Genomic DNA, 23461 nt, shown 5'->3' on the forward strand with positions numbered 1-23461 from the left:
GTATGTAGACTTATGATGAACGTTGTAGAATCCTTATGTTAACCTTGAAAAATTACTGAAAAAAGAGCACAATATAAAATAGAAAAGAGAAACAATAGAGACGGGTTTAACTGAAAGAAATAATAGAAAATAAGACTTATAGGTGGAAAGGATTACGGTATGACAGCAAAAAATAATGAGGATACAGTGGCAGAATTAGAGAAGTCACTTCGACATATTGCAGCGATTGTGAAGCAAAAAGGAAGAGAAATTTTAGAAGACTATACGATTACGCCACCTCAGTTTATTGCTTTGCAGTGGCTGTTTGAACGTGGAGATATGACGATTGGCGATTTATCAAATCGTATTTTTCTCGCTTGTAGTACAACGACAGATTTAGTAGATCGTATGGAAAAAAATAAGTTGGTGGTTCGGGTGAAAGATCCAAAAGACCGCCGCGTAGTGCGTATTCATTTGCTTCCTGAAGGAGCACGTGTTATCGAAGAAGTAATTGAAAAGCGACAAACGTATTTAAATGGCGTACTGGCAAACTTCTCTCCGAGTGAAACGGAAGTTTTACGAGTAACGTTACGAAAATTGCATGATGAAATGAAAGAAAAATGAGGCGATTGTTTTGAGTAGACCAATTGGTGTTATAGATTCAGGTGTGGGCGGATTAACGGTAGCAAAGGAAATTATGAGACAGCTTCCGAAAGAACAAATTATGTATATTGGAGATACAGCCCGCTGCCCATACGGTCCTCGTCCTAGTGAAGAAGTACGAGCTTTCACGTGGGAGATGACTAATTATTTAGTAGATAAAGATATTAAAATGCTTGTTATTGCGTGCAATACGGCTACGGCAGTTGTGCTGGATGAAATTCAAGAACAGCTCGATATTCCAGTTATAGGCGTCATTGAACCAGGATCACGCGCTGCGCTTAAAGTAACTAAAAATCATAAAATAGGTGTAATCGGCACAAACGGAACCGTGAAAAGTCAAGCCTATACACATGCACTCCGAGCTCTTCATACAAGAGTGGAAGTGGAAAATTTAGCATGCCCTTTGTTTGTGCCTCTTGTAGAGAGCGGTAATTATGAAGGACCGGAAGCGCAGCGAATTGTAAAAGAAACATTAAAACCTTTTTATCATACAGATATGGATACCCTTATTTTAGGATGTACGCATTATCCGTTATTAAAGCCAGTTATTCAAGAAGCAATTGGGCCTAGAGTTCAGTTAATCAGTTCTGGCGAAGAAACGGCAATAGAGGTAAGTGCTATTCTTTCTTATAGCAATTTACTAGCTCCTAGAAACATGGAGCCTGAACACTACTTCTTTACAACAGGATCAACAGAACTGTTTCAATCTATTGCATCTAAATGGTTTGAGCACCCTGTATATAATGTTGAACATATCAAGCTTTAAAACCGTGCATATCATGCTCGGTTTTTTTTGTGGACAAAAACTTTTTTGAGCTGGTCTAAAATGCAAAAAAGCTCGTATACATAGTAGTACAAACAGTCTGAGGAGGGAAAGGAATGTCCAAAAAGACCCAACTTGTTCTCATATCCGCCGTGGTGACCACATCTGTATTGTTATCCGGCTGTGGACTTTTCGGAGGGGATAACGCAGCAAAGGAAATTGATCCGCCAAAGGATGTCACCTATGTGAAAGATGAAAAATCATTAGCGACTGAAGCGAAAGTAACGGAAGCTAATAAAAAACAAAGTAAAGCCGCAGAAACATCTGCGCCTACCAAAAGAGAACTCTACTTAATTGATAAAAACGGGTACGTTGTTCCCCAGACGCTTGAAATTCCTAAATCAAAAGGTGTCGCTAAACAGTCTCTTGAATATTTAGTAGAGGGTGGACCAGTCACAAACTTATTGCCAAATAATTTCCGAGCGGTTCTTCCTGCTGATACAAGAGTTTTAGGGACAAAGCTGGAAAGTGACGGCACGATGGTAGCAGATTTTTCACCTGAATTTGCTGAGTATAAAAAAGAAGATGAACTCCGTATTCTGCAGGCCGTCACTTGGACGCTGACGCAGTTTGAAGGCGTAAATAAAGTTAAAATTCGCATTAACGGCTATGATAAAGATGAGATGCCTGTAAATCATACGCCAATCAGTAAAGGGTTGAGCAGAGCAGATGGCATTAACTTTGATAATACTGGAGTAGTTGACGTAACTCAAACGAAGCCAGTTACGATTTATTACTTAGCTCAAGAGGGCAAACAAACTTACTATGTTCCTGTCACAAAACGAATTGCTTCTGATGACAAAGATATGTACACTGCAATTGTGAACGAGCTTGTAGAAGGACCTGCACCTGCATCAGGTTTAGTGACAGATTTTAATCCTGATGCAAAGCTCGTAGCAGCTCCAAAGTATGCGGACGGTGAGTTAACGCTGAACTTTAATAAAAACATCTTTGGGAATTTAAAAGGAACGGAAATTTCTCAGCATGTTCTCGACTCCTTAGTGTTATCGCTGACGGAACAAAAAGCCGTAGACAGCGTTGCCATTAAGGTGAATGGCAAAAAAACGCTAAAAGATGAAAAAGGGAAAAAATTAACGGAACCAGTTTCAAGACCTAAAAATGTGAACACAGGTAGTTTTTAAAAACAAATTTTTGTTATACTAGTAAAGGACTAAGTAGAAAGAGGTCTGCTGAAATAGCGACCTCTTTCCGCTGTTTTATAGTTAAAATGGAAGAGACTATTACATATAAATGAATGAATAGGAGGACATGCTTAATGCGTTTGGACGGTAGGGAATTTAATGAATTGAGACCTGTATCTCTTCATACTTCATACTTAAAGCATCCAGAAGGATCTGTATTAATCTCGGTAGGAGACACAAAGGTTATTTGTACAGCAAGCATAGACGACAGAGTGCCTCCTTTTATGCGTGGACAAGGAAAAGGATGGATTACAGCTGAATATTCTATGCTGCCTCGAGCTACGGCACAAAGAAATATACGTGAATCATCAAAAGGTAAAGTCACAGGACGAACAATGGAAATTCAGCGTCTAATCGGACGAGCTCTTCGTTCTGTAGTCGATCTGGAAAAGGTCGGAGAAAAGACAATTTGGATTGATTGTGATGTTATTCAAGCAGATGGCGGTACAAGAACAGCATCGATTACAGGTGCTTTTGTGGCTATGGTTTTAGCATTTGGAAAGCTGGTTGAAGAGAACAAGCTAACAGAAATTCCTATTCGTGACTACTTAGCTGCGACTTCAGTAGGTATTCATGGAGAAAATTCAATTTTAGATTTAAATTATGAAGAAGATTCGACAGCGGAAGTTGACATGAATATTGTGATGACAGGAAGCGGACAGTTTGTAGAATTACAGGGAACGGGAGAGGAATCGACGTTTTCGAGAGAACAGTTAAACCATCTTCTAGATTTAGGGGAAAAGGGTGTTTATCAATTGATTGAACAGCAAAAGGAAGTTCTTGATCATCTGGCTGCCTACATTCCGGTTAAAGAAAGGTAAGGGATTAACGTGCGTGAAATCATTATTGCAACTAAAAACGCAGGCAAAGTAAAAGATTTTGAAACACTTTTCTCACCGAAGGGATTTAAAGTAAAATCGCTTCTTGATTTTCCTGAGATTGAAGACGTGGAAGAAACGGGCGTTACATTTGCAGAGAATGCCACGCTAAAAGCAGAGGCCATTTCATCCGCATTAAATAAGCCGGTCATTGCCGATGATTCCGGGCTTGCTATTGATGCCTTAAACGGGGAGCCAGGCGTTTATTCCGCGCGTTATGCTGGTGAAAATAAAGATGATAATGCTAATATAGAGAAGGTACTTCAAAAATTAAATGACGTGCCGTTTGAAAAGCGCACGGCACGCTTTCATTGTGCTCTTGCTATTGCAGTGCCCGGAAAGAGAACCGAAATTGTAGAAGGCACGTGTGAAGGGCACATCTTGGAGGAAAAAAGAGGGGAAAACGGTTTTGGGTACGATCCCATTTTCTTTGTAGAAAAATGGAGATGCTCCATGGCAGAATTGACCAAAGGGCAAAAAAATCAGATTAGTCACCGAGCAAATGCGTTAAAAAAACTAGCACCGCTAATTGATGCACAATTTTAGAAGGAGTGATGACGTGTGAAACTATTAATTGTAAGCGATAGCCACGGGTTACAAGAAGAGCTGCTCACTATCAGAGAGAGACATGCTGATGTAGATAAGATGATCCATTGTGGGGACTCTGAGTTGCCGCAAGACAGCAAAGAAATGTCTGCGTTTTTAGGCGTTCGAGGAAATTGTGACTACGATGCATCTTACGTTAATGATCGAGTAGAGTCGCTTGGAGAAGCTACGTGTCTGGTTACACACGGTCACTTATATAATGTTAAAATGTCTATGATGAATTTGCATTACAAAGCGAGAGAAGTCGGGGCAAACGTTGTTTGTTTTGGGCATTCTCACATAGCGGGAGCTGAGCTCATGGACGGAGTTTTATTTATTAATCCAGGAAGTATGTTACTTCCTCGTATGAGAAAAGAACGTACGTATGCTATACTAGTAATGGATGGTACAGAAGCTACCGTGCAGTTTTACGATATAAGCGGTAAACATATTCCTAGCATGCAGTTAACCTGTACACTTTCAGCATAATATAGCCAAATATAGGGAGAAGAGAAGGTTTTTTACCTCTCTTCTCATAAAATTTCAAAAAAACGTTGACTTTTAAATTATATTTGAATATAATAAGTATTGTCTTTGATACACTTTAACATTATGTCCCAGTAGCTCAGCAGGATAGAGCAACGGCCTTCTAAGCCGTCGGTCGGGAGTTCGAATCTCTCCTGGGACGTCCGGAAAAAACCGGCTTTTACTTTTTAGTAAAAGCCGGTTTTTTTATTTATCTTCAAAGTGAATGTTTGTTCATTCAGTGTGTACAAATGAACGTTTCAGAAAAACTTTTTGAACTGCTGTAAACCCTTATTACATCAATAATGAAAACGCATTCAAATATTCTGTTTAGTCTAAATTGTCTAAAAAAATCTCGAAAAGTGGTTGACTATGCATAGAAATGGGCGTAAGATAGTCCTCAAATATAAGTTTTCTAAAAATTTTAATTAATTGTAATTAATTTAAAATATGATGTGTAAAGCATTGTTCAAAAAGCATATAGCGTTTTAAAACGTTGAAGAGGATAAGTAGTTTTGATGTTTAGGTATCAACAGAGAGTCGGGTTGCTGGAAGCCGACGTTACCAACTCAAAATGAACTCACCTCAGAGTGTCACCCTGAAATTCAGTAAGGGCGACCGAGTGTACTTCCAAAGCACTCGTTATCAAAAAGAATGTACAGTATACATTCATAAGGTAATCATTACGATTACAAACGAGGGTGGTACCGCGTAAAGTACAAAAGACTTTTCGCCCCTTGACCTATATCATTTGATAGGGTCTATTTAGGGGTGAGAAGTCTTTTTTCTTTTATCTAGAAAACGAAAGGATGAGAAAAGTGGGAGCCAATATGCAAACGAAAGAACCTGTAAGCACTGGGGCACAAATGAATGGAGCTGACATGTTGATTGAATCTCTAAGAAGAGAAAATGTTGACGTCATCTTCGGTTACCCCGGGGGAGCCGTTTTACCGATTTACGATAAGCTATATGGTTCAGGAATGTTTCACGTACTTGCTCGTCACGAACAAGGTGGAATTCACGCAGCAGAAGGGTACGCAAGAATTTCAGGCAAACCCGGTGTAGTTATCGCAACAAGTGGTCCTGGCGCAACAAATATCGTAACAGGTTTGGCAGATGCGATGATTGACTCACTTCCTTTAGTTGTTTTTACTGGTCAAGTAGCTTCAAGTGTAATTGGTTCTGACGCGTTCCAAGAAGCAGATGTATTAGGGATCACAATGCCAATTACAAAACATAGCTATCAAGTACGCAATATCAGCGATATGCCGAGAATCATCAAAGAGGCATTTCATATTGCGACAACAGGAAGACCTGGTCCAGTCTTAATCGACATTCCAAAAGATATGGCACAGGGTGATGGAACATTTAACTACGAAGGAGAAATTGATTTACCTGGCTATCAGCCAACTTATTTTCCAAATCAGCTGCAGGTTAAAAAATTAACAGACGCAGTAGTAGCTGCAAAACAACCTGTTATCCTAGCAGGTGCGGGAGTGTTATTGAGTAAAGGTTCAGAAGAATTAAAAAATTATGCCGAGCGTCAAAATATTCCGGTTATTAATACGCTTTTAGGGTTGGGCTGTTTTCCTGCAGATCATCCGCTTCATTTAGGAATGGCTGGCATGCACGGAACGTACACAGCAAACATGGCAATTTATGAGAGTGATCTTCTCATTAGTATCGGTGCACGCTTTGATGACCGAGTAACAGGTAACTTAAAGCATTTTGCACCAAATGCAAAAATTGCTCACATTGACATCGACCCAGCGGAAATTGGAAAGAATGTTCCAACCAAGATTCCAATTGTTGGAGATGCAAAAGAAGTATTGAAGCAATTGCTTCTGCAAGAAGGAGAAGTTGGAGATTATACGAAATGGCATGAGAAATTAGCGGCGTGGAAGCAAGAATATCCATTATGGTATCAGAACTCAGCGGACGTGTTAAAACCACAAAAAGTAGTTGAGTTGCTTCACAAGTATACAAATGGAGATGCCGTTGTTACAACGGACGTTGGGCAACATCAAATGTGGGTAGCTCAATACTACACATTTAATAATCCAGATCGATGGGTAACTTCAGGTGGTCTTGGCACTATGGGCTTTGGATTACCTTCTGCAATCGGCGCTCAGCTGGCAAATAAAGATAAAACAGTTGTAGCAGTCGTTGGTGACGGTGGATTTCAAATGACGCTTCAAGAATTAGGGGTTATTAGAGAATTAAATTTACCTGTAAAAGTGGTTGTACTCAACAATCAGTCGCTTGGTATGGTTCGTCAGTGGCAGGAAATCTTCTATGAAGAACGCTACTCACACTCTTTAATTCCGAATCAGCCTAATTTAATGAAGCTTGCAGAGGCTTATGACATTAAAGGTTTACAAGCTTCTACTGAAGAAGAAGCGCATGCGGCTCTGAAAGAAGCAATGGAAACAGATGGACCTGTTCTACTAAATTTCTTTGTCGCACCTAAAGAAAACGTATATCCAATGGTTGCACCTGGAAAAGGATTACATGAAATGGTAGGGGTGAAACCATGAAGCGAATCATTACAGCAACTGTATTAAACCGTGCGGGCGTTTTAAATCGCGTAACGGGGTTATTTACAAAAAGAAATTTCAATATTGAGAGTATTTCGGTAGGGCACACTGAATCTGAGGATGTATCACGCATGACGTTTGTTGTGAACGTAGAGCATGATAACGCTGCTGAACAAGTGATCAAGCAGTTAAACAAACAGATCGACGTGTTGAAAGTTCAAGATATTACGGATCAAGCTGTGGTGTCAAGAGAGCTTGCTTTAATGAAAGTAGCCTCTACACCAGCGAGCCGTAACGAACTTTATGCAGTAATTGAACCTTTCCGTGCAACCATCATTGATGTAAGTCGCGACAGCCTAATTATTCAAGTAACAGGTGAATCCAGCAAGATTGAAGCGATGATTGATCTACTTCAGCCTTATGGATTAAAAGAAGTAACGCGCACGGGAACAGTAGCTGTTCCGCGCGGTACGCAAAAAGCGGCAGCCAAACTTTCATCAATCATTTAATTCTAGCTAGTTACTAAAAAGTAAACTATATAAAACTATATAAACTAAGAGGAGAGATTTATTATGACAAAGGTATATTATAACGGAGATGCAAAGGATCAATTATTACAAGGTAAAACAGTAGCAATCGTAGGTTATGGTTCACAAGGTCACGCTCACGCACAAAACTTACGCGACAGCGGAGTAAACGTGGTAGTAGGATTACGTAAAGGTAAATCATGGGATCAAGCAGAGCAGGACGGTTTCACTGTATTATCTGTAAAAGATGCAGTTCAACAAGCAGAAGTAGTAATGGTATTACTTCCAGATGAGTATCAGCCAAAAGTTTATAACGAAGAAATTCTTCCAGGACTAAAACCAGGAAAATCTTTAGTATTTGCTCACGGTTTCAACATTCACTTTAACCAAATCGTAGCACCTGAATTCGTTGACGTATTCTTAGTAGCTCCAAAAGGCCCTGGTCACCTTGTAAGAAGAACGTATGAAGAAGGAGCTGGCGTACCGGCGTTATTCGCAGTATTCCAAGATGTAACTGGAGAAGCAAAAGACGTAGCGTTAGCTTATGCTAAAGCAATCGGTTCAGCTCGTGCGGGTGTATTAGAAACAACATTTAAAGAAGAAACAGAAACAGATCTTTTCGGTGAGCAAGCAGTACTTTGCGGTGGGTTAACTTCATTAGTTAAAGCTGGTTTTGAAACGCTTGTAGAAGCTGGCTACCAACCGGAAGTTGCATATTTTGAGTGTTTACACGAATTAAAATTAATTGTTGACCTTATGTATGAAGGCGGAATGGAAGGCATGCGTTATTCAATCTCTGATACAGCTCAATGGGGTGACTTCGTTTCAGGACCACGCGTTGTAGATGAGCGTTCAAAAGCACAAATGAAAAAAGTGCTTGAAGATATCCAAACAGGTAAATTTGCAAAGGGCTGGATCCTAGAAAACCAAGCAAATCGTCCGGAATTTACAGCTATCAATAACCGTGAAAACGAACATTTAATTGAAAAAGTTGGCGCTCAATTACGTGAAATGATGCCATTTGTTAAAAAACAAAAGAAAGAAGCGGTGATCGCTAGTGCAAAAAATTAAACTATTTGACACGACGCTACGCGATGGTGAACAGTCACCTGGAGTCAATTTGAACCTACAAGAAAAGCTTGAAATTGCTAAGCAGTTAGAGCGATTAGGTATCGACATCATTGAAGCCGGATTTCCCGCTTCTTCAAAAGGTGATTTTCAATCCGTAAAAGAAATTGCGTCTATTGTCAAAAATTCTTCTGTAACAGGCCTTGCAAGGTCTGTTACAAAAGATATTGACATTGCATGGGAAGCGTTAAAAGAAAGTGCAGAACCAAGACTGCATGTTTTTATCGCTACTTCCGAAATTCATATGCAGCATAAATTGAAAAAAACACCTGATGAAGTACTTGAAACAGCAGTGGAAATGGTGAAGTACGCAAGTAAAAAATTCCCGGTTGTTCAATGGTCTGCTGAAGATGCATGTCGAACAGATTTACCGTTTTTAGCAAGAATTGTAGAAGCAGTTATTGATGCTGGTGCAAAAGTCGTTAATATTCCAGATACAGTAGGATTTATCACTCCTGGTGACTATCAATCAGTATTTAATTACTTAAAAGAACATGTGTCAAATATTCATAAAGTTGATTTGTCAGCTCACTGTCACGATGACTTAGGGCTAGCTGTGGCCAATTCAATGGCTGCGATTGAAGCAGGAGCTACTCAAATTGAAGGAACGATTAACGGAATCGGAGAACGTGCGGGTAACGCAGCTCTTGAAGAAGTAGCACTTGCGCTTCATGTCCGTCAAGATTTCTATAAAGCGAGCACAGGTCTTATCTTGCCTGAAATTAAGCGTACGAGTGACATTATCAGTAAGCTTACCGGAATGAATATTGCACCAAATAAAGCAATTGTCGGAAAAAATGCTTTTGCTCATGAATCAGGTATTCACCAAGATGGCGTCTTAAAAAATCCGTTAACATATGAGATTATTTCCCCAGAACTTGTGGGTGTTAAACAAAATCCAATTGTGCTTGGTAAACACTCAGGCCGTCATGCGTTCCGTACACGCTTAGTAGAGCTTGGATTCACATTGGAAGATACAGAAGCAAACGTGCTTTTTGAGAAGTTTAAAGACTTAGCAGATAAGAAAAAAGACATTACCGATGATGATTTATTGGCATTAGTCATTCAAAAGCAAGTTAGCAAAGACAGTGAATATAAGCTTGAAAGTCTGCAAGTTCAGTATGGTACGAACAATATTCCAACGGCTACGATTACGCTTCGCAAAGAAAACGGCGAAGAGATTCAAGAAGCAGCTACGGGATCTGGAAGCGTGGAAGCTATCTATAATACCCTACAGCGCTGTGTTGAACAAGATGTAAAACTATTAGACTATCGTATTCAGTCTATTAACGGTGGGCCGGATGCACTGGCTGAAGTATTTGTGAAGGTTGAAAGCGAAGGAACTGAAGCAAGCGGACGCGGAGTAGCATTTGACGTATTAGAATCATCAGCGAAAGCATATCTGAACGCCATTAATCGTTTAATCGCTATTCAGCAGCATCGTACAAAGCAAGAAGTAATGTGAACTGAAGGGAGAGACCACCATGACAAAAAAAGTCGCTGTATTACCGGGTGACGGCGTAGGAACAGAAGTAACCAAAGGCGCTGTTGCCGTTTTAAAAGCAATTGGAGAGCGCTTTGATCATCAATTTGAGTTTACGTATGGACTAATTGGCGGAGCTGCAATTGATGAGGCGGGCACCCCTCTTCCAGAAAGTACAATTGAGACTTGTAAGCAGGCAGATGCTGTATTACTTGGATCGGTTGGAGGGCCAAAATGGGATCGTAACCCTTCACATTTGCGACCGGAAAAAGGTTTGCTAGCTATTCGAAAAGAACTGGATTTATATGCTAATCTTCGTCCGGTGACATTTTATGATAGCTTAGCGGATGCCTCTCCTCTGAAAAAAGAATACATTGAAGGTGTTGACTTCATTATCGTCCGTGAGCTAACAGGAGGCTTATATTTTGGTAAGCCTAGCGAGCGCCGAACAGAAGGAAATGAAGAAACAGTTGTCGACACATTATTTTATAAGCGTACAGAAATAGAAAGAATTATTCGCCAAGCATTTGACACGGCTGTAAATCGACGTAAAAAAGTAACGTCTGTTGATAAAGCGAATGTGCTTGAGTCTAGTAGAGTGTGGCGTGAAGTAGCTGAAGAAGTAGCAAAAGACTACCCGGATGTAGAGCTTGAGCATATGCTTGTAGATTCAGCTGCTATGCAGTTAATTCGTAATCCGAAGTATTTTGATGTAGTGGTAACTGAAAATATGTTTGGTGATATTTTGAGTGATGAGGCTTCTATGCTGACAGGATCGTTAGGAATGTTGCCATCTGCCAGCTTAACGGCTGATGGTCCGTCTCTATACGAACCGGTTCACGGTTCTGCACCAGATATTGCTGGTCAAAACAAAGCTAATCCGATTGCTGCTATTTTATCTGCAGCAATGTTGCTTAGACATTCATTTGGATTAGAAAAAGAAGCAGCAGTGATTGAACAAGCGGTTGAAAGTGTATTACATGCAGGTCATCGAACAGCTGACTTAGCAGACGGTAATCATTATTTAGGTACCGATAAAATGGTGGAGGCGATAACTGCGGTAATTGCCAATGATTCTGCCATTTCAAGCATTATGACAGCTTACAGTTAATCATGCGTTTCTCACGTTTTGTGAGAAACGTTTTTCATAATCAGAAAGGAGGAGCAGTATGAAACCAAAAACAATTATTGATAAGCTTTGGGAACAACATGTTGTACGTCGAGAAGAGGGGAAGCCTGACTTATTATATATCGATCTTCATCTTATTCATGAAGTAACGTCTCCTCAAGCATTTGAAGGTCTTCGCGTGGCAAATCGCCAAGTGAAGCGTCCAGACTTAACGTTTGCTACAATGGATCACAACATTCCAACGGTTGACCGTTTTAATATTAAAGATCCGATTGCAAAGAAACAAGTAGACAAACTATCTGAAAACTGTCATGAGTTTGGTGTGAAGCTTTTAGATTTAACAAGTGAAGAGCAAGGAATTGTGCATATCATTGGACCGGAATTAGGATTAACTCAGCCTGGAAAAACCATTGTGTGCGGAGATAGTCATACATCTACTCACGGTGCATTTGGAGCGCTTGCTTTTGGGATAGGAACTAGTGAGGTAGAGCATGTTTTAGCAACACAAACGCTATGGCAAGCGAAACCAAAAACGCTACAAGTGAAAGTGAATGGAAAAAAGCAGCCTGGCGTTTATGCTAAGGACATTGTGTTAGCAATAATTCAAAAATTCGGCGTGAATTTTGGAACGGGTTCAATCGTGGAATTTACGGGCGAATGTATTCGCGATCTTTCAATGGAAGAGCGCATGACCATTTGTAATATGTCTATTGAAGCCGGTGCAAAAGCTGGTTTAATCAGTCCAGACGATGTCACGTTCTCTTATATTAAAGGACGTCAGTATGCTCCTAAAGGAGAACAGTTTGAAAAAGCAGTGGAAGCTTGGGCAGCTTTAGCAACAGATGAAGGTGCAACGTACGATGAAACGCTGGAAATTGATGCAGATACAATTGAACCTGTTGTAACATGGGGAACAAACCCGGCGATGAGTTCTTATGTTAGCAAGCAAGTTCCTACATTAGAAGAGTGTAAAACAGAAGCTGAGAGAAAGTCTTTGTCACGAGCACTTGAGTATATGGGCTTACAGCCTGGCATGGCAATAGAAGAGATTCCAGTTCAGCATGTATTTATCGGTTCATGTACAAATGCTCGTTTGTCTGATCTTCGTGACGTGGCAGCATTTATTAAAGGAAAGAAAGTGTCACCAGATGTGCGAGCGATCATTGTACCAGGTTCTCAAAAAGTAAAACGAGTGGCTGAAGAAGAAGGGCTATCTGCTATTTTTATTGAAGCAGGTTTTGATTGGAGAGACTCCGGCTGCAGCATGTGTCTAGGCATGAACTCTGACTTAGTTCCACAAGGCGAACACTGTGCGTCCACTTCTAACCGGAATTTTGAAGGACGTCAAGGAAAAGGCGCCAGAACGCATTTAGTAAGCCCGGTAATGGCAGCAGCGGCAGCGGTATATGGACATTTTGTTGATGTACGCAAACTACAAGAACAAGCGGTGCGATAAGGAGGAGAACACAGATGAATGCTTTTACAATCCATACAGGGAAAGTAGCAGGTCTCGACCGAGCAAACGTAGATACTGATCAAATTATCCCAAAGCAATTTTTGAAAAGAATTGAGCGTACTGGCTTTGGCCAATTTCTATTTTTTGATTGGCGATATAATGAAGATGAGACGTTAAATGAAACGTTTGAATTAAATCAGCCTCAAAATCAAGGAGCAACAATTCTTGTAGCCGACGAGAACTTCGGATGTGGTTCGTCACGTGAACACGCTCCATGGGCGCTTTTAGACTACGGGTTCCGTGCTATTATCGCACCTTCATTTGCGGATATTTTTAAACAAAACTGTCTAAAAAATGGTATTTTACCTATTGTTTTACCAAAAGAAGATGTTTCCTATTTAATGAAAGAGTCTCAAAGTGCTTCTTACGCCTGTACAATCGATCTTCATCAGCAAAAAATTACCGATGAAGCAGGTTTTGAACGTACGTTTGATATCAATGGACATTGGAAATATATGCTTGTTAACGGATATGATGAAATTGGCTATACGCTTTCTTTTGAAGACGACATTTCTGCTTATGAAGCAAAAACGGTAAGATATTAACCAAAAATCGAGCAAAATTATGATTTTGCTCGATTTTTTTGCGTTCCGTTAATCGAATTGCTAAACTGTAAAGCAAATGGACCGCGAAGTGGGGAGAAAACATGTCGAATGAACAACAAAACAAAATTGTAGCTTTTCCTCTATTAAAAGAACGGTTGGTTGAAAAAGCTACAGATCATATGCAGCACAAGCAATTTCAAGAAGCACTTCCTTTATTTGAGCAGGCCTACGAACTTGATAATAAGCATCATGAAATTTTGCTTGGCCTTGTTATTTGTCACGTGGAGCTCGGTGATGCAGGCATAGCTAAGGAATTATGTGAGCAAATGCTGAAAGAAGATATTGGCGATTATTATCATAATTTGCAAATGTACCTCATGGTGTTAATTCAGCTTGGTCACTATCATGAAGGATATGTCACTCTACAAGCAGTTATTCAAGAACACAAACTCCCTTCTGAACATGCTGAACAGCTTTATCAGCTATTGGAGTTCTGTAAGAATAGAATGAATCAAGAACAAGTCATAGAAGAACAAACAGAAGAAGAACAGCTAGAGCAGTTTAAATCATTCACAGCTCTAGACAATATTCAAGATCAGCTTGAATGGGTTCATTCATTAAAAACAAAGAGAATTGAAAAGCAGCGCTTCTTTCTGGAACAGCTATTTTCATCCGAAGCTGTTCACCCTATCGTAAAAACAGTCGCTTTAAAAACAGTCATGGAAGAAGAAGTAGACATTGATTTTATGATTACTAAGTTTGGAGAGACGAAAAAAGTAAATGCGCTTCAGCTTCAACGAACAACACCGTATTTTTTTGCCGAGCAAGTAGAGGCGCAGCTGACGGAAAAGCTGGAACATGAAAATCCTACATTGCTGCAGGTTGCCGTTGAGATATGGCAGCGTCATTTATTTATTACATTTCCGTTTTTACCGGGTGATAATGTAAAACTTTGGACAGAAGCGGTGTATGCTATTAGTCTGATGATGCAAGGAGAAGAGTCAGATGCAGCTGTAGCAGAGGAAGACGGAAGTTTCTCCGCAGCTGAATTAAGAAAGGCAATTAAAGAGCTAAAAGAAATTGAAGAAATTTCTTTTATATAAAATGTGGTGTTTAGTTGAAACGTCATTGTTGTATGTTATAATATAATGGTTGTAAAATGCACTTAAATACGTATAGTAGAATTTCATCTTTACATTACATTCCTACTTACTTTAAAGTAATAGGGAGTTAAATAGATAATGATTGAGGGTTGAACTGATAGGCTATCTGCATTATCTAATTTAGAAATCACTACTTAAAATGATTTTGGAGGGAAACATTCATGTCTGCAAAATGGGAAAAACAAGAAGGAAATCAAGGCGTTTTAACAGTAGAAGTTGAAGCTGCTGAGTTTGATAAAGCCTTAGATAAAGCATTCACAAAAGTTGTAAAACAAGTAAACGTACCAGGGTTCCGTAAAGGTAAAATGCCTCGTCCACTTTTCGAAAAACGTTTTGGCGTAGAATCTTTATACCAAGATGCACTAGACATCTTATTACCTGAGGCTTACAGCAATGCAATTGTTGAAGCTGGTATCGAGCCGGTTGATCGTCCAGAAATCGATGTTGAAACAATCGAAAAAGGACAACCTCTAGTTTTCACTGCTAAAGTAACTGTTAAGCCTGAAGTTAAATTAGGCGAATACAAAAACTTAGAAGTAGAAAAAGTAGATACAACTGTAACAGACGAAGACGTTGAATCAGAATTAAAAACACTTCAAGAGCGTCACGCTGAACTAGTTGTTAAAGAAGAAGGAACTGTAGCTGAAGGTGATACAGCTGTAATCGACTTTGAAGGTTTCGTTGATGGCGAAGCATTCGAAGGCGGAAAAGGCGAAAACTATTCTTTAGAAATCGGTTCTAACACATTCATCCCTGGCTTTGAAGAGCAACTAGTTGGTCTTGAAGTAGGCGCTGAAAAAGAAGTGGAAGTAACATTCCCTGAAGAGTATCACGCTGAAGAGCTAGCTGGTAAAGCTGCTAAATTCAAAGTGAAATTACACGAAATCAAATCTAAAGAGCTTCCAGCTTTAGACGATGAGTTTGCAAAAGACGTAGATGAAGAAGTAGAAACTTTAGAAGCGTTAAAAGCAAAAACAAAAGAAAAATTACAAAGCGATAAAGAGAATCAAGCGGAATCAGCTCTTCGCGACACTTTAGTAGAAAAAGCTGCTGAAAACGCTGAAGTAGAAATTCCAGAAGCAATGTTCAATACTGAAATGGATCGTATGATGCAAGAGTTTGAACAACGTTTACAAATGCAAGGTCTTAACCTTGAACTTTACTTCCAATTCTCAGGTCAAGATGAAAAAGCTCTTCGCGACCAAATGCGTCCGGATGCTGAAAAGCGTGTGAAAATCAACTTAACGCTAGAAGCTATTTCAAAAGCTGAAAATCTTGAAGTAAGCGAAGAAGAAGTAGAAAAAGAATTAGAAAACATGGCAGGAATGTACAACATGCCTGTCGAAGAAATTAAGAAAGTGCTTGGCAGTCTTGATAGCATTAAAGAAGACATGAAAGTACGTAAAGCAGTTGAATTTCTTGTAGAAAACAGCAAAGCTGTTGCATAATAGTAAGTAAGAAACAAGGCGCGACTTGATCGTGCCTTGTTTTATAAACTTCAATAGTTTTTTTATATCATAACCAACACCGTAGAAGCAGCTTTAACCCATTGTTTGAAATCCGTGGTTATGAAATAGGCCCAATAAGAGGACACTATATAATAGCAGATCTCCATTCTGTTATGCTCATCAACAACATATACATAAAACGTTTTAGTATCTATTCAAGAAAATGTATGGTAAAATGCAATACAAATCTTTTCATAGCGCTTTTACTATGTGATAAAGAGGGGCATTTACCTACAAATAGATGAGTTGTTCATGTTGTTGGGCTATAGCGCGGATAGAAATCAGCTTCGAGCACTTTAGTAAATACTACAAGGGGTGAAAATTATGTTTAAATTTAACGATGAAAAAGGGCAGTTAAAATGCTCATTTTGTGGTAAAACACAAGAACAAGTACGCAAGTTAGTTGCGGGTCCAGGTGTTTACATATGCGATGAATGTATTGAACTTTGCACGGAAATCGTAGAAGAAGAGTTAGGTACAGAAGAAGAAGTAGAATTTAAAGATGTACCAAAACCAAAAGAAATTCGTGACATTTTAGATGAGTATGTAATTGGTCAAGAGGATGCGAAAAAATCGTTATCCGTTGCGGTATACAACCATTACAAACGAATCAATTCAAACAGTAAAATTGATGACGTTGAGTTATCAAAAAGTAATATTGCATTAATTGGACCTACAGGAAGCGGTAAAACTTTACTAGCTCAAACATTGGCTCGTATTTTAAACGTACCGTTTGCGATTGCAGATGCAACATCTCTAACAGAAGCGGGTTATGTAGGAGAAGATGTTGAAAACATCTTATTAAAATTAATTCAATCAGCTGATTACGATGTGGAGAAAGCTGAAAAAGGTATCATCTACATCGATGAAATTGATAAAGTAGCGCGTAAGTCTGAAAACCCATCTATTACACGTGATGTATCAGGTGAAGGTGTGCAGCAGGCTCTTCTTAAAATCTTAGAAGGTACTGTAGCAAGTGTTCCTCCTCAAGGTGGACGTAAACACCCTCATCAAGAATTTATTCAAATTGATACAACAAATATTTTATTTATTTGCGGTGGTGCATTTGACGGAATCGAACCTATTATTAAGCGTCGTCTAGGTAAAAAAGTAATTGGTTTCGGTTCAGAAACAAAACAACAAGACTTTACAGAAAAAGAGTTACTAGCAAAAGTATTACCGGAAGATTTATTAAAATTTGGTTTAATTCCAGAGTTTATTGGTCGTTTACCGGTTACTGCTAGCTTAGTGCCTCTTGATGAAGAAGCGCTAGTTGAGATTTTAACAAAACCGAAAAATGCACTAGTGAAACAATATCAAAAAATGCTTGAACTTGATGACGTTGAACTTGAGTTCGAAGACGAGGCTTTAGTAGAAATTTCTAAAAAAGCAATCGAGCGTAAAACAGGTGCTCGTGGTCTACGTTCAATCATTGAAGGTATTATGTTAGATGTAATGTTTGATCTTCCTTCACGTGATGATATTACAAAATGTATTATCACAGGTGAAACTGTTCGTGATCAAGCGGCTCCTAAGTTCGTATTAGAAGACGGATCTACTATTCAAGAAGGCAGCAAAACATCAGCATAAAAAAAGCCGGGTACTCAAATTGAGTATCCGGCTTTTTTCTGTTGATGAAGCACAACTAAATTTTACTTTTTACTAGAATCTTGTTTATTCCTACTGCTGCAGGGAGATAATAACTGATAATTATCTTACTAAACTGCGCAGGAGGTTTATCTATGAACTGGACGAATATTGCCTTAATGGTCCAACTCTTTTTTGGTATCATCATTGGCTTATATTTTTGGAATTTATTACGCAATCAGCGTACGCAAAAAGTCTCAATTGACCGGGATTCAAAGAAAGAAATGGAGCAATTGCAGAAAATGAGAGCCATCTCTTTAACTGAGCCGCTTGCTGAACGTGTGAGGCCGTCTAGCTTCTCCGATATTGTCGGACAAGAGGATGGAATTCGGTCACTAAAGGCTGCCCTTTGCGGCCCTAATCCACAGCACGTGATTGTATACGGGCCGCCTGGAGTAGGAAAAACAGCAGCAGCACGTTTAGTGTTAGAAGAAGCAAAAAAAAATAAAAAATCACCTTTCAAACAATCGGCTGTATTTGTAGAGTTAGATGCAACTACGGCGCGTTTTGATGAGCGAGGCATTGCTGATCCTTTGATTGGGTCTGTTCATGATCCTATTTACCAAGGAGCAGGTGCCATGGGCCAAGCTGGAATTCCGCAGCCAAAACAAGGAGCGGTTACAGATGCACACGGGGGAATTTTATTTATTGATGAAATTGGAGAGCTCCATCCTATTCAGATGAATAAGCTGTTAAAGGTTCTAGAAGATCGAAAAGTGTTTATGGAAAGCGCCTATTACAGCGAAGAAAACACACAAATCCCGACACATATTCACGATATTTTTCAAAATGGGTTGCCAGCAGACTTTCGCTTGATTGGTGCGACGACTAGAACGCCTAATGAAATTCCGCCTGCCATTCGTTCCAGATGCGTAGAGGTATTTTTCCGTGAGCTTGATCGTGACGAAATTATTACAGTTGCAAAAAAAGCAGCAAATAAAGTAAGAATGGATATATCAGAAGAAGGTTTATCTCTTTTTTCTACATATGCACGCAATGGACGTGAAACGGTTAATATGATGCAAATTGCGGCTGGATTAGCGATATCAGAGGAACGAACGGACATTAAAAATGAAGATATTGAATGGATTGTTCATTCTAGTCAACTATCTCCAAGACACGATCCGAAAATTGCAGATGAGGAAAAAGTGGGACTTATTAATGGATTAGCGGTGTACGGGCCCAACTCTGGAGCACTTTTAGAAATTGAAGTCAAAGCGATTCCTGCAAAAGAGAAAGGGAACATTATTATTACAGGTATCGTTGAAGAGGAAAGTATAGGGACTCAAGGGAAGTCTATCCGCCGTAAAAGTATGGCTAAAAGCTCAATTGAAAATGTCATAACGGTTCTTCGTTCAATGGATGTTCCAGCCGATGAGTATGATATTCATGTAAACTTTCCGGGAGGCGTGCCAATTGATGGACCTTCTGCTGGTATTGCGATGGCAACAGGGATCTACTCAGCGATTTATGAAGTGCCAATTAAACATACGGTAGCAATGACAGGAGAAATTGGTCTGCACGGCAACGTAAAGCCAATTGGCGGTGTGATTCCAAAAATCAAGGCAGCAAAACAAGCGGGCGTTCAGACGGTGATTGTGCCAAAGGAAAATATGAATGCAATGGTAGAAAAGGTAAAAGGTATCGATATTATTCCTGTCCATCATTTAACAGAGGTGTTCGAACAAGCACTATTGTCTGTACATGAGCATGTTGCACATTTGTCGGTAGATCCAGCTATTTCAAATAGAGAATCTAGCTAATTCTATCATGATAATTAAAAATTAATGGTCAGATGAATATTCATCGCCTTTTTCGCGTATAAAACCTTTATACACAGACAACGAAAAAGGCGTTTTTTTATGAAAAGAGCTTAAAAAGATATATTTTGCCTTTTAATTCTTTCTCATGGTACAATTAGTAATTACTATTGTTAGACATGTGTATACAAATGAGATAAAATTGTTAAAAGAATTCACACTTTACATACTTTAATTGACGAGCATTGGAGGTGTTCATTGCATGGCAGAAAAAGAAAAATTGACAATGCCGCTATTGCCTTTACGAGGTTTGATCGTCTATCCGACAATGGTGCTTCATTTAGATGTTGGGCGAGATAAATCTGTGCAAGCATTAGAAAAAGCAATGATGGATGATCACTTAGTTTGTTTAGTATCACAAAAAGATATGGGTATCGATGAACCAACAAAAGAGGATTTATATAGAACCGGTACGTTAGCAAAAATTAAACAAATGCTAAAGCTGCCGAATGGAACGATGCGCGTCTTAGTAGAAGGACTAAATCGCGTAACCGTTACAGAATTTGAAGACAGCGAAGAATATTTTGTTGTGCACGTGGAAAAGCAAAACGAAGAACATCAGGTTGATGTAGAAGATAAAGCGCTGATGCGCACGCTTTTAGACTATTTCGAACAATACATAAAACTTTCCAAAAAGGTGTCCGTTGAAACTCTTTCAACCGTAAGCGACATTGAAGAACCAGGAAGATTAGCGGATATTGTAGCCTCTCATTTACCAATAAAAATTCAGCTTAAACAAGAAATTTTAGAAATAACTGATGTGAAAGAAAGATTAAATACGATCATTTCTCATATTCAAGACGAGCAAGAAGTTTTGCAGCTGGAGAAAAAAATTGGACAGCGTGTAAAGAAATCAATGGAACGCACTCAGAAAGAGTATTATCTTCGTGAGCAAATGAAGGCGATTCAAAAAGAGCTTGGAGACAAAGAAGGAAAGACGGGAGAAGTAGCAACACTTCGCGAAAAAATTGAAGCAAGTGGGATGACGGACCATGTCAAACAAGTGGCGTTTAAAGAATTGGATCGCTATGAAAAAATTCCTGCTACCTCCGCTGAAAGCTCAGTCATTCGAAATTATATCGAGTGGTTGATTGCGCTACCTTGGACAAATGAAACGGAAGATACGCTCAATATTCATAATGCTGAACAAGTGCTGAACGATGAGCACTATGGCCTTGAAAAAGTGAAGGAACGCGTATTAGAGTATCTAGCTGTGCAGCAGTTGACAAAATCTCTTAAAGGCCCTATTTTATGTTTAGCAGGACCTCCTGGCGTAGGGAAAACATCCCTAGCCCGTTCAATTGCTACGTCTCTAGATCGTCATTTTGTACGAGTGTCTCTAGGCGGCGTGAGAGATGAGTCAGAAATCCGCGGTCATCGTCGCACGTACGTGGGAGCTATGCCTGGACGCATTATTCAAGGAATGAAAAAAGCAGGAACGATTAATCCGGTATTTCTGCTTGATGAAATCGATAAAATGTCAAATGATTTCCGTGGAGACCCGTCTTCTGCTTTGTTAGAAGTATTGGATCCTGAACAAAACCATAATTTCAGCGATCACTATATAGAAGAAACGTATGATTTATCAAAAGTGATGTTCGTGGCTACAGCTAATAACTTAGCTACGATTCCGGGGCCGTTGCGCGATCGAATGGAAATTATTCAAATTGCTGGTTACACGGAGCTGGAAAAGCTTGAAATCGCGAAGCGTCACCTATTGCTGCGCCAGCTAGAAAATCACGGATTGCAAAAGGGCAATTTGCAGATTCGCGATGACGCGTTAACAGCAATCATCCGTTTATATACGAGAGAAGCTGGTGTTCGTAACCTTGAACGCGAAATTGCTTCCATTTGCCGAAAAGCAGCTCGTATCGTAGTCTCTGGCGAGAAAAAGCGCGTGGTGGTGACGGCCAAAACGCTTGAAGAATTCCTTGGTAAGCCTAGGTTCCGTTACGGACAGGCTGAGACGGAAGATCAAGTCGGCGTTGCTACAGGTCTTGCTTACACAACTGTAGGAGGAGACACGCTAGCCATTGAAGTAAGCTTGTCCCCTGGTAAAGGAAGACTAGTGCTAACCGGAAAGCTTGGAGACGTAATGAAAGAATCAGCTCAGGCAGCATTTAGCTACGTGCGTTCAAATACAGAGAAACTAGGAATTGATGAAAAGTTTTATGAAAAACATGATATTCATATCCATGTTCCAGAAGGAGCTGTACCAAAGGATGGACCTTCTGCAGGAATTACCATTGCCACTGCTCTAGTATCAGCACTAACGGGTAAACCAGTGCGCAGAGAAGTAGGAATGACAGGAGAAATTACACTAAGAGGTCGCGTATTACCAATCGGCGGTTTAAAAGAAAAGTCACTTAGTGCACATCGTGCCGGATTAACTAAAATATTAATCCCTCATGATAATGAACGTGATATTGAAGATATCCCTGACAGTGTACAAGAGGAATTAGACATCGTTCTTGTGTCACATGTGGACCAAGTATTGGAACATGCGCTAGTAGGAGAGGTAAAATGAAAGTAACTCAAGCCGATATTGTCATCAGTGCCGTACGCCCTGAACAATATCCTAAAGAAAACCTGCCAGAGTTTGCGTTAGCAGGCCGTTCAAATGTAGGGAAATCATCTTTTATTAACAAGATGCTCAATCGCAAAAGCTTAGCGCGTACGTCGTCTAAGCCCGGAAAAACTCAAACGCTTAACTTCTTTTTAATTAATGAAATCCTTCACTTTGTAGACGTACCTGGCTACGGATTTGCAAAAGTGTCTAAAAAAGAGCGTGAAGCATGGGGGAAAATGATTGAAACGTATTTAACAAATCGTGAGCAGCTTAAAGCTGTGTTAATGATTGTTGATCTACGCCATGCCCCTTCAAAGGATGACGTTATGATGTATGAGTTTTTGAAGCACCATGACCTTCCCGTTATGGTTATTGCGACGAAAGCTGATAAAATTCCTAAAGGAAAATGGCAAAAGCACTTAAAAGTAGTGAGAGAAACGCTGGACTTAGATCCAAATGATGAATTAATTCATTTCTCATCTGAAACAGGTGAAGGAAAAGATAAAGCGTGGAAATCTTTGCAGTATCGCATGACTCACTAAACAAAGGAATAGAATCTAAAAAAATGGAACGTTTATCATCACTCTAACAGGAAGTGAGTCAAACGTTCCATTTTTTTAACTTATTTACATAGATTACTTTCGTTTGAAAAATAATAAATATAGCCCAACTAGTAACAATAAAATAGGCCAGAAGGTTGTTAAATAATTTACGCCGTCTTCAACTTTTGGCAAAAATAGTTTAAGACGGTCTGAAAACATCATTAAAATGGCAATAATTAAAAGGGTGCCGCCTTGGAAAAAGCCTGATTTGGCTTTTCTAGCACTGAGTAAAAAGCTAATGGCCACCATAAAAACGACCATGCTAATATTCGTAGGCCAAAAGGGAATTTGTTCACTTACATAGAAATGAATACCTAAAGTGATTAATATGTAGCTTGCAAGCAAGTTTGAATGATCTTGAGATAAAGCAGACTCAGTTAACAGGGCTGCTCCTATTAAAATTAACAGTACAGGCCACGTGTATACCTTTGCTGCAATGCTCATATGTAGTTCATTCAGTAAGAAAAAGATTCCAAATCCAACTAGTAAGACACCAAAAAACATTGATTGCTTTTTCATAGTAACCTCCAGGTGTTTCAAAACAGAAAACGTGATAAAACGCTGCTTTTTTGATACAATTTATTACGGAATAACAGTTAATATCTTAACACATGTTTTCAAAGACTGTTCAC

At 39.4% G+C, this 23461-nt stretch carries 20 protein-coding genes, 1 tRNA gene and 1 other annotated feature; of the genes, 20 read left to right on the top strand and 1 reads right to left on the bottom strand.

Going from position 1 to position 23461, the window contains the following annotated elements:
* The first annotated feature begins 159 nt into the window (after positions 1–159).
* The 20 genes from ACFX4N_RS20695 (at position 160) to yihA (ending at position 22769) form a co-directional block, all read left to right on the top strand.
* A complete protein-coding gene (locus ACFX4N_RS20695) occupies positions 160–603 on the top strand; it encodes a MarR family winged helix-turn-helix transcriptional regulator (protein WP_013059382.1) in 444 nt (147 codons plus the stop codon).
* A gap of 10 nt (positions 604–613) precedes the next feature.
* Positions 614–1408: a glutamate racemase gene (gene racE, locus ACFX4N_RS20700; RefSeq protein WP_025601441.1), complete on the top strand. Its 795-nt coding sequence runs from the start codon at positions 614–616 to the stop codon at positions 1406–1408.
* A gap of 113 nt (positions 1409–1521) precedes the next feature.
* Positions 1522–2607 carry a GerMN domain-containing protein gene (locus ACFX4N_RS20705; RefSeq protein WP_025601439.1) on the top strand — a complete coding sequence of 362 codons (1086 nt, stop codon included), beginning with the start codon at positions 1522–1524 and terminating at the stop codon, positions 2605–2607.
* Between the two features lie 134 nt (positions 2608–2741).
* Positions 2742–3488, top strand: a complete 747-nt coding sequence (gene rph / locus ACFX4N_RS20710; RefSeq protein WP_013059379.1) for a ribonuclease PH — start codon at positions 2742–2744, stop codon at positions 3486–3488.
* 9 nt (positions 3489–3497) lie between these two features.
* Positions 3498–4091 carry an XTP/dITP diphosphatase gene (locus ACFX4N_RS20715; protein ID WP_013059378.1) on the top strand — a complete coding sequence of 198 codons (594 nt, stop codon included), beginning with the start codon at positions 3498–3500 and terminating at the stop codon, positions 4089–4091.
* A 15-nt stretch (positions 4092–4106) separates the two neighbouring features.
* Positions 4107–4619: a metallophosphoesterase gene (locus ACFX4N_RS20720; protein WP_013059377.1), complete on the top strand. Its 513-nt coding sequence runs from the start codon at positions 4107–4109 to the stop codon at positions 4617–4619.
* Positions 4620–4744: 125 nt separating this feature from the next.
* Positions 4745–4818: transfer RNA gene (locus ACFX4N_RS20725), tRNA-Arg, on the top strand.
* Between the two features lie 324 nt (positions 4819–5142).
* Positions 5143–5396: a binding site (T-box leader), on the top strand.
* 68 nt (positions 5397–5464) lie between these two features.
* Entirely contained in the window at positions 5465–7192 is a 1728-nt protein-coding gene (gene ilvB, locus ACFX4N_RS20730; protein WP_377262332.1) for an acetolactate synthase large subunit, read from the top strand.
* The gene (ilvN, locus tag ACFX4N_RS20735) at positions 7189–7701 is read left to right on the top strand and encodes an acetolactate synthase small subunit (protein WP_013059375.1); all 513 of its coding nucleotides are present in this window, start codon (positions 7189–7191) and stop codon (positions 7699–7701) included. The genes ilvB and ilvN overlap by 4 nt, the downstream gene beginning before the upstream one ends.
* A gap of 63 nt (positions 7702–7764) precedes the next feature.
* Entirely contained in the window at positions 7765–8790 is a 1026-nt protein-coding gene (ilvC, locus tag ACFX4N_RS20740; RefSeq protein ID WP_013059374.1) for a ketol-acid reductoisomerase, read from the top strand.
* On the top strand, positions 8777–10312 hold the full coding sequence (locus tag ACFX4N_RS20745) for a 2-isopropylmalate synthase (protein WP_025601811.1): 1536 nt from the start codon (positions 8777–8779) through the stop codon (positions 10310–10312). The genes ilvC and ACFX4N_RS20745 overlap by 14 nt, the downstream gene beginning before the upstream one ends.
* Positions 10313–10331: 19 nt before the next feature.
* The gene (gene leuB / locus ACFX4N_RS20750) at positions 10332–11441 is read left to right on the top strand and encodes a 3-isopropylmalate dehydrogenase (protein ID WP_013059372.1); all 1110 of its coding nucleotides are present in this window, start codon (positions 10332–10334) and stop codon (positions 11439–11441) included.
* A 58-nt stretch (positions 11442–11499) separates the two neighbouring features.
* Positions 11500–12915, top strand: coding sequence for a 3-isopropylmalate dehydratase large subunit (gene leuC / locus ACFX4N_RS20755; RefSeq protein ID WP_013059371.1), 1416 nt, complete (start codon positions 11500–11502; stop codon positions 12913–12915).
* A 14-nt stretch (positions 12916–12929) separates the two neighbouring features.
* Complete coding sequence (gene leuD, locus ACFX4N_RS20760) at positions 12930–13520, top strand: 3-isopropylmalate dehydratase small subunit (protein WP_013059370.1); 591 nt, start codon at positions 12930–12932, stop codon at positions 13518–13520.
* Positions 13521–13621: 101 nt separating this feature from the next.
* On the top strand, positions 13622–14623 hold the full coding sequence (locus ACFX4N_RS20765) for a tetratricopeptide repeat protein (RefSeq protein ID WP_013059369.1): 1002 nt from the start codon (positions 13622–13624) through the stop codon (positions 14621–14623).
* A 221-nt stretch (positions 14624–14844) separates the two neighbouring features.
* Positions 14845–16131: a trigger factor gene (gene tig / locus ACFX4N_RS20770; RefSeq protein WP_013059368.1), complete on the top strand. Its 1287-nt coding sequence runs from the start codon at positions 14845–14847 to the stop codon at positions 16129–16131.
* A 384-nt stretch (positions 16132–16515) separates the two neighbouring features.
* Positions 16516–17781 (top strand): ATP-dependent protease ATP-binding subunit ClpX, encoded by a 1266-nt coding sequence (gene clpX, locus ACFX4N_RS20775; protein ID WP_013059367.1) that lies wholly within the window; start codon positions 16516–16518, stop codon positions 17779–17781.
* Positions 17782–17933: 152 nt separating this feature from the next.
* Positions 17934–19601, top strand: coding sequence for an ATP-dependent protease LonB (gene lonB, locus ACFX4N_RS20780; protein ID WP_029320070.1), 1668 nt, complete (start codon positions 17934–17936; stop codon positions 19599–19601).
* A gap of 259 nt (positions 19602–19860) precedes the next feature.
* Positions 19861–22185 carry an endopeptidase La gene (gene lon / locus ACFX4N_RS20785; protein WP_041816624.1) on the top strand — a complete coding sequence of 775 codons (2325 nt, stop codon included), beginning with the start codon at positions 19861–19863 and terminating at the stop codon, positions 22183–22185.
* The gene (gene yihA, locus ACFX4N_RS20790; protein WP_013059364.1) at positions 22182–22769 is read left to right on the top strand and encodes a ribosome biogenesis GTP-binding protein YihA/YsxC; all 588 of its coding nucleotides are present in this window, start codon (positions 22182–22184) and stop codon (positions 22767–22769) included. Before lon ends, yihA begins: the two co-directional genes overlap by 4 nt.
* A gap of 93 nt (positions 22770–22862) precedes the next feature.
* Here the strand turns inward: yihA and ACFX4N_RS20795 are convergent, their stop codons facing one another.
* Entirely contained in the window at positions 22863–23348 is a 486-nt protein-coding gene (locus ACFX4N_RS20795) for a LiaF transmembrane domain-containing protein (RefSeq protein ID WP_013059363.1), read from the bottom strand.
* Positions 23349–23461: the final 113 nt, after the last annotated feature.

Origin of the sequence: Priestia sp. YIM B13551 (assembly GCF_042787905.1) — a bacterium.
In the GTDB taxonomy this organism is placed as follows: Bacteria; Bacillota; Bacilli; order Bacillales; family Bacillaceae_H; genus Priestia.